This window comes from Streptomyces sp. HSW2009 (assembly GCF_040240285.1).
Classification (GTDB): domain Bacteria; phylum Actinomycetota; class Actinomycetes; order Streptomycetales; family Streptomycetaceae; genus Streptomyces.
Map to the genome: position 1 here is coordinate 1 of NZ_JBEHZD010000494.1, position 5,930 is coordinate 5,930.

At 74.0% G+C, this 5,930-nt stretch carries 2 protein-coding genes and 1 pseudogene; 2 read left to right on the forward strand and 1 reads right to left on the reverse strand.

The features are described 5' to 3' along the window. Positions 1 to 110: 110 nt before the first annotated feature. Positions 111 to 1,727 (forward strand): annotated as a pseudogene (locus AAHZ94_RS27150) (gamma-glutamyltransferase family protein); the annotation flags it as partial. 159 nt (positions 1,728 to 1,886) lie between these two features. On the opposite strand, the gene AAHZ94_RS27155 reads toward AAHZ94_RS27150, so the two are convergent. After that, the gene (locus AAHZ94_RS27155; RefSeq protein ID WP_349996048.1) at positions 1,887 to 3,755 is read right to left on the reverse strand and encodes a DUF8508 domain-containing protein; all 1,869 of its coding nucleotides are present in this window, start codon (positions 3,753 to 3,755) and stop codon (positions 1,887 to 1,889) included. A gap of 457 nt (positions 3,756 to 4,212) precedes the next feature. Between AAHZ94_RS27155 and AAHZ94_RS27160 the strand changes: the two genes are divergently transcribed. Further along, positions 4,213 to 5,730: a hypothetical protein gene (locus AAHZ94_RS27160; protein WP_349996049.1), complete on the forward strand. Its 1,518-nt coding sequence runs from the start codon at positions 4,213 to 4,215 to the stop codon at positions 5,728 to 5,730. Positions 5,731 to 5,930 lie beyond the last annotated feature (200 nt).

The following is a 5,930-nucleotide window of genomic DNA, read 5'->3' on the forward strand; positions in this document are numbered from 1 at the left end:
CCCCCCGCTCTCACACCCTCTTTTTTTGGGGCGGGCGGTCTTTTTTATAACACTCCCTGGCCCGGTGGGGGGGCGGCGGGGCGCACGGGGGGGGGTGCGCGCGGGGCCCCACGGCCGCGGCCCTCGGCGTCACCGAGCCGTACTCGGCGGGCGTGGGCGGCGGCGGGTACTTCGTCTACTACGACGCCAAGCGGCAGCGGGTGTCCACCATCGACGGCCGCGAGACCGCCCCGCGCAGCGCCGGCAGCGATCTCTTCCTGGAGGACGGGAAGCCGATCCCGTTCCAGGACGCGGTCACCAGCGGGCTCGGCGTCGGCACCCCCGGCACCGCCGCCACCTGGGACTCGGCCCTGGACCGCTGGGGCACCAAGTCCCTGGCCCAGGTGCTGCGGCCGGCCCAGCGGCTGGCCAGGGACGGCTTCACCGTCGACCAGACGTTCCGCCAGCAGACCGCGGACAACGCCGAGCGGTTCGCCGACTTCCCGGCCAGCGCCAAGCTCTTCCTGCCGGGCGGCAAGCTGCCCGTGGTCGGCAGCACCCTCACCAACCCCGATCTGGCCCGCACCTACGGCGTGCTGGCCAGGGAGGGCGTGGACGCCGTCTACCGCGGCGACATCGGCCGCGACATCGTCCGCACCGTGCGCAAGCCCCCGGTGGCCCCGGACGCGGACCGCACCGTGCGGCCCGGCGACCTGACCCGGGCCGACCTGCGCGCGTACGCCCCGCGCCAGCAGGCCCCGAGCCGCTCGCACTACCAGGGCCTCGACCTGTACGGCATGGCGCCGTCCTCGTCGGGCGGCACCACGGTCGGCGAGGCGCTGAACATCCTGGAGAGCGACGCGCTCGGCGACGGGAAGACCGGCGCGCCGGCCGACCTCAGCGACCGGGACTTCCTCCACCGCTACATCGAGGCGAGCCGGATCGCCTTCGCCGACCGGGGCCGTTGGGTGGGCGACCCGGCGTTCGAGGACGTGCCGACCCGGCCGCTGCTGCGCCAGGAGTTCGCCGACGCACGGGCCTGCCTGTTCTCCCCGGACAAGGCGCTGACCAGCCCGCTCGCCCCGGGTGACCCGCTCGACCCGAAGCCCTGCGCCACCTCGGGCACCGCCTCCCCCACCCCGTACGAGGGCCGCGACACCACGCACCTGACGGTGGCCGACAAGTGGGGCAACGTCGTCGCGTACACGCTGACCATCGAACAGACCGGCGGCAGCGGCATCGCGGTGCCGGGGCGCGGGTTCCTGCTCAACAACGAGCTGACCGACTTCTCCTTCACGCCGATCACCCCGGGCGTGCACGACCCGAACCTGCCGGGGCCCGGCAAGCGCCCGCGGTCCTCGATGTCGCCGACGATCGTCCTGGACGACGGGCGCCCGGTGCTCGCGCTCGGCTCGCCCGGCGGCTCCACCATCATCACCACGGTGTTGCAGACCCTGCTCAACCACCTCGATCGCGGCCTGCCGCTGGTCGACGCCATCGCCGCGCCGCGCGCCAGTCAGCGCAACACGGTGACCACCGACCTCGAACCCGGCCTGTGGGACAGCCCGCTGCGCACCGAGCTCGAAGCGCTCGGGCACAAGTTCTCCAAGAACCCGGAGATCGGCGCCACCACCGGGGTGCAGCGGCTGCCCGACGGCCGCTGGCTGGCCGCGGCCGAGACCACGCGCCGCGGCGGCGGCTCGGCCCAGGTCGTGCACCCGTACGGCACGCCGCCAGGACGCTCCTGACCCTTGCGGTCAGCCGCCGACCGGCCGTGGTCCGGCGGCGTCCTCGGGGGGGGGGGGGGGGGGCCCGCGCCCCCCCCGCGGGGGGGGGGGGGGCGGCCCCCCCCCCACGGGAGGTCAGCCCTCAGGTGGGGCCAGCCCCCGGTGGGGCCGGGGCGTCGGTCAGGGGCGGATGCGGACGACCTGCGGGTCGTGGTCGCTGGCCTGGTCGGCGAACTCGGCGTTGATGTGGACCACGTCGTACTCCGCCCTGCGCAGGCCCTTGCTGGTCAGGATGTGGTCCAGGACCTGCGAGTTGCCGTTGTAGACGTAGCCGTACCGCTCCCGCTTGGGCAGGTGCTGCACCAGGTCGGTGAGGACGCCGCCGTCGGTGAGCGCGTTGACGGCCGGCGAGAACGCGAAGTCGTTGAGGTCGCCCGCGACCACCACGCTCGCCCTGGGCTTGATCGCCACGACGTCCTTGACGAACGCGTTGACCGCCTTGGCCTGCGCGATCCGCTGCACCTCGGAGCTGCGCCGCGGCGGCTGGAAGCGGCTGTCGAGACCCTGGTCGCCGCCCTTGGAGTTGAAGTGGTTCGCGACCACGAAGACCGGCTTGCCGCGGAAGACGAACTCGCCCACCAGCGGCTTGCGGCTGGCCTGCCACGCCTCGTTCGCCGGGTCGATCCGGCCGGGCGACGCCGACAGGGTGGGCTGGCCGCCGCGGTTGAGCACCCGCACCGGGGTGGTCGCGTCGCCGCCCGGGGTGTCGGTGAAGGAGACCCGCTCGGGGTTGTAGAGGAAGGCGTTACGGATGTTGCCGCCGGGCTGGCCGCCGTCCTGGTCGTCGACCGGGTCGATCTGGCGCCAGGCGTAGGCCGGGCCGCCCGCCTGCTTGATGGCCTCGGTGAGCTGGCGCAGCGTCGCGTCGGCGGAGACGACGGAGTCGTTGGTGGGGCCGTTGTCGTCCTGCACTTCCTCCAGCGCGACGACGTCAGGCGATGCCAGGTTGTGCACCAGCGCCCCGGCCAGCCGGTCGAACTTGGCCTGCGGGGTCTTCGGGGAGAGGTTCTCCACGTTGTAGGTGGCCACGGCCAGCTCGCGGTCGTGCTGCGGGCGGGTCCGCTCCGGGCGCAGCCCGCCGTCGACCAGCGTGCCGAGTTCGGTGGCCTGGATCTCGTAGCCGCCGAACTGGTCGTAGTCGAGCGGTCCCGCGGTGACGCCGGCCAGCCGGTCGTTGACGTTCGCCACCGGGAACGGGCGCTCGGCGAACGGGATGAGCGAGGCGACCTTGACCCGGCCCGGGTTCTGGTGCCGGTAGGAGTCGTAGAGCACGCCGCCGCGCGCGGTGCGGCCCCGGTACGGTTCGGCGGTCACCCACAGCTCGTTGTGGGTGCTGGTGGCGCCGACGACGGGCGCGTTGTGGACGACCACGCGCATGCCCTCCAGCGCCTCGTACCGGTCCAGCGCGTACCGGTGCGGCTGGAGTCGCAGCCCCTCGATGCTGCTGCCGTCCGCGGTCTCGGGCGCGTACCGGGTCGGGATGGTGGCGTCGGTCAGCCGGAACGCGGCGGGCAGCGGCTGGCCCGACGCGCGTACGGTCCACGTCGCCCGGGTCAGCTCGGTGACCGACTGGAGGCCGGCGTTCTCGCCGCCCGGGTAGTACTCGGTGACCGTGCCGGAGACCTCGACGGCGTCGCCCACGGCCACCTTCGGCGTGCTGGAGCCCGTGAAGACGAAGATCGCCTCGCTGGTGGCGGGGTCGCGGTCGGGGCGCGGGTCCTGCACCCAGAAGCCGCGCGCCGAGCCGAAGGCGCGCACGGCGGTCACCACGCCGGGCACATCGGTGACGGTCTTGCCGGCCAGCGGCGAGAGCCGGGTGGTGCCCTGGATGTCGTGGATGCGTATCTCGGCGGCCGACGCGGACTGCGGCACGGCCAGCAGTCCGGCGGCGAGCGCGGCGGTGATCACCGCGGTCACGGCGGCGGAACGGGCACCGGAGCGCGAGCGGGAGCGCTCCGGGCGCGGCGACGGGGCGGACGAGGACGACATGGCGATGGGCCTCCGAACGGGGCGGCTGGGTCGGGCTGAATCAGACAGAACAGAGAGAGCGGGTGGGGCAGGCATAACGGGTAGAGCGGGTAGAGCGGGTAGAGCGGGCAGAGCGGGCGCAGCCGTACGGCAGGCGGTGCGGGTGGGGACGGGAGCGGGCGGGGAGCGGTGGGGCTGGCTGGGTGATCCGGCTGCGCGGGGTGGCTGTGTGGGGCGGTGCCGGTGGGTGGCCGGTCCTGGCCCCTGGCCGCCGTGGCTGCCGGGAGCGCGCGGGCGGAACCCGATATGTCTACGCGCGTCAATCTCGTGTGCAGGTCAGGGGGTTGTCAAGACGTTCCGGGTGGACGGCCGCCGTCGGCTGGGTGAACCGAAGTGTCGCGGCCGAATCCGTCTACGCTGGGACACCACGCGGTCACCCGTCTTCGGTGACCGGACCCCCGAGGAGATGACCCAGCAGATGCCCGAAGATCGTCCGACCATGCCGCCGGTCGTGTTGCACACCGAGGCAGAGCTCGCGCGGGACGCGCTGAGCGCTCCGCTCTTCGTCCGAGCGGTGCGGCTCGCCCGCTGGGCCGCACCGCTGAAGCAGGTGGGCGCGGGCGGTGAACTGCTGGCCGACGGGCTGCGCGAGGCGGTCAAGGAACTCGGCCTCGACGACGACGAGGACGGCCCCGGTTACGCCGCCGAGGCGTGGCAGCTCGCCCTGGACATCGGCCTGGTGGAGGTGGACGGCGCCGACGAGGCGGAGGAAGAGGCCGCGGAGTCGGCGGAGTCCGACACCGGGGGCAACGACGAGCCGGAGGGGGCCGCGCGCCCCGGCGACGAACTGGCCCACTTCACCGGCGGCGCCCCGCAGCAGGTGCTCGAACTGTGGCTGGACGGCCTGGAGACGGTACTGGCCGACGCGGCGGTGCCCGACCTCGCCGACCTGGTGGACCAGCTCCAGGAGGGCGGCGAACTCGACCTCGACGGACTCGACTGGAGCCCCGAGGAGGAGGCCGACTTCCTCGACGGCGTGCTGGGCAACCTCTATCTGCTGACGGCGCTGGACGAGGAGAGCGCCGACCGCGCGGTGCCGCTGCCCGCACTCGCCGCCTCCATGATCGTCCCCGATGACATGGACGAGCCGACCGACGAGGTGCTGGAAGAGGTCTCCGAGGCGATGATGCGCCTTGACGACCAGTTCCGCATGCTCGCGCCCACCGGCATCGTGGAGTACCAGCCGGTCGACGAGGAGTTGATCGAGGAGGTGGACGGCGAGGGTCGGGTGACCGAGGCCGAGCGCACCTTCACCGACGCGGAGTTGGACGACGCGGACGTGGCCCGCTACGGCATGGTCAGGCTCACCCCGCTCGGCGTGTACGCGGTGCGCTCGCGGATGCTGGAGGCCGGGGTGCACGCGCCGGTCGTGGGCGAACTCGCCGACGCCGACGCCCCGACGCTGCTCGCCGCGCTGCCGGGCTTCCCGGACGGTGCGGCCCGCGCCGAGGTGGAGCGGTGGCTGGCGGGGCGGGCGCCGGCCGACGCCGCCGGCGAACTCCTCGCGGCGGCCCGTGGCGACGACCCGGAGGCGCCGCTGCGCCGGCTCACCTGCCAGCAGGCGCTGACCCTGGTCGGTGCGGAGGCGCAGCCGGCGGTGCGGGCCGTGCTCGACGACGGGCAACTCGGCGGTCTGGCCCGGGTCTGGCTGGCCGAGCAGGGTGTGGCCGAGATCCCCGAGCCGTCGGAGGAGATGGTCTTCTGGCTCACCGTGGACACCATTGCGGCCCAGTTGGCCGCGGGCGGTGAGGCGGAGGAGCTCCAGGACCTGGTGCGCGGCCTGGTGGACCGTAACGACTCCTTCTTCGACACCATGTGGCGCGTGGACCACCCGGCGACGGCCGAGGTCCTGGAGGCGATGGGGCGGCTGCACCCGGACAAGAAGGCCGCCAAGGAGGCCCGCAAGGCCGCGTTCAAGGCGCGCTCGCGCCACTGACGAGGCGCGTTCGCGCCACGGGGGTCCCGGCGTCCCCGCCCCTACCGCCCTCTTTTCTCCGCATCGCCCCGTCTATTCCGCCTAGTCCCCTATGCCCCTCCCGTCCTCTCCGCTTTCTCCGCCCCGGCCCCCCGGGGGGGGGCGGGGGGGGGGGGGGGGGGGGGGGGGGGGGGGGGGGGGGGGGGGGGGGGGGGGGGGGG

Bases quoted from the DNA above. Each gene is read 5' to 3' on its own strand.
- AAHZ94_RS27160 (WP_349996049.1), top strand. From the start codon at position 4,213: ATGCCCGAAGATCGTCCGACCATGCCGCCGGTCGTGTTGCACACCGAG.
- AAHZ94_RS27155 (WP_349996048.1), bottom strand. From the start codon at position 3,755: ATGTCGTCCTCGTCCGCCCCGTCGCCGCGCCCGGAGCGCTCCCGCTCG.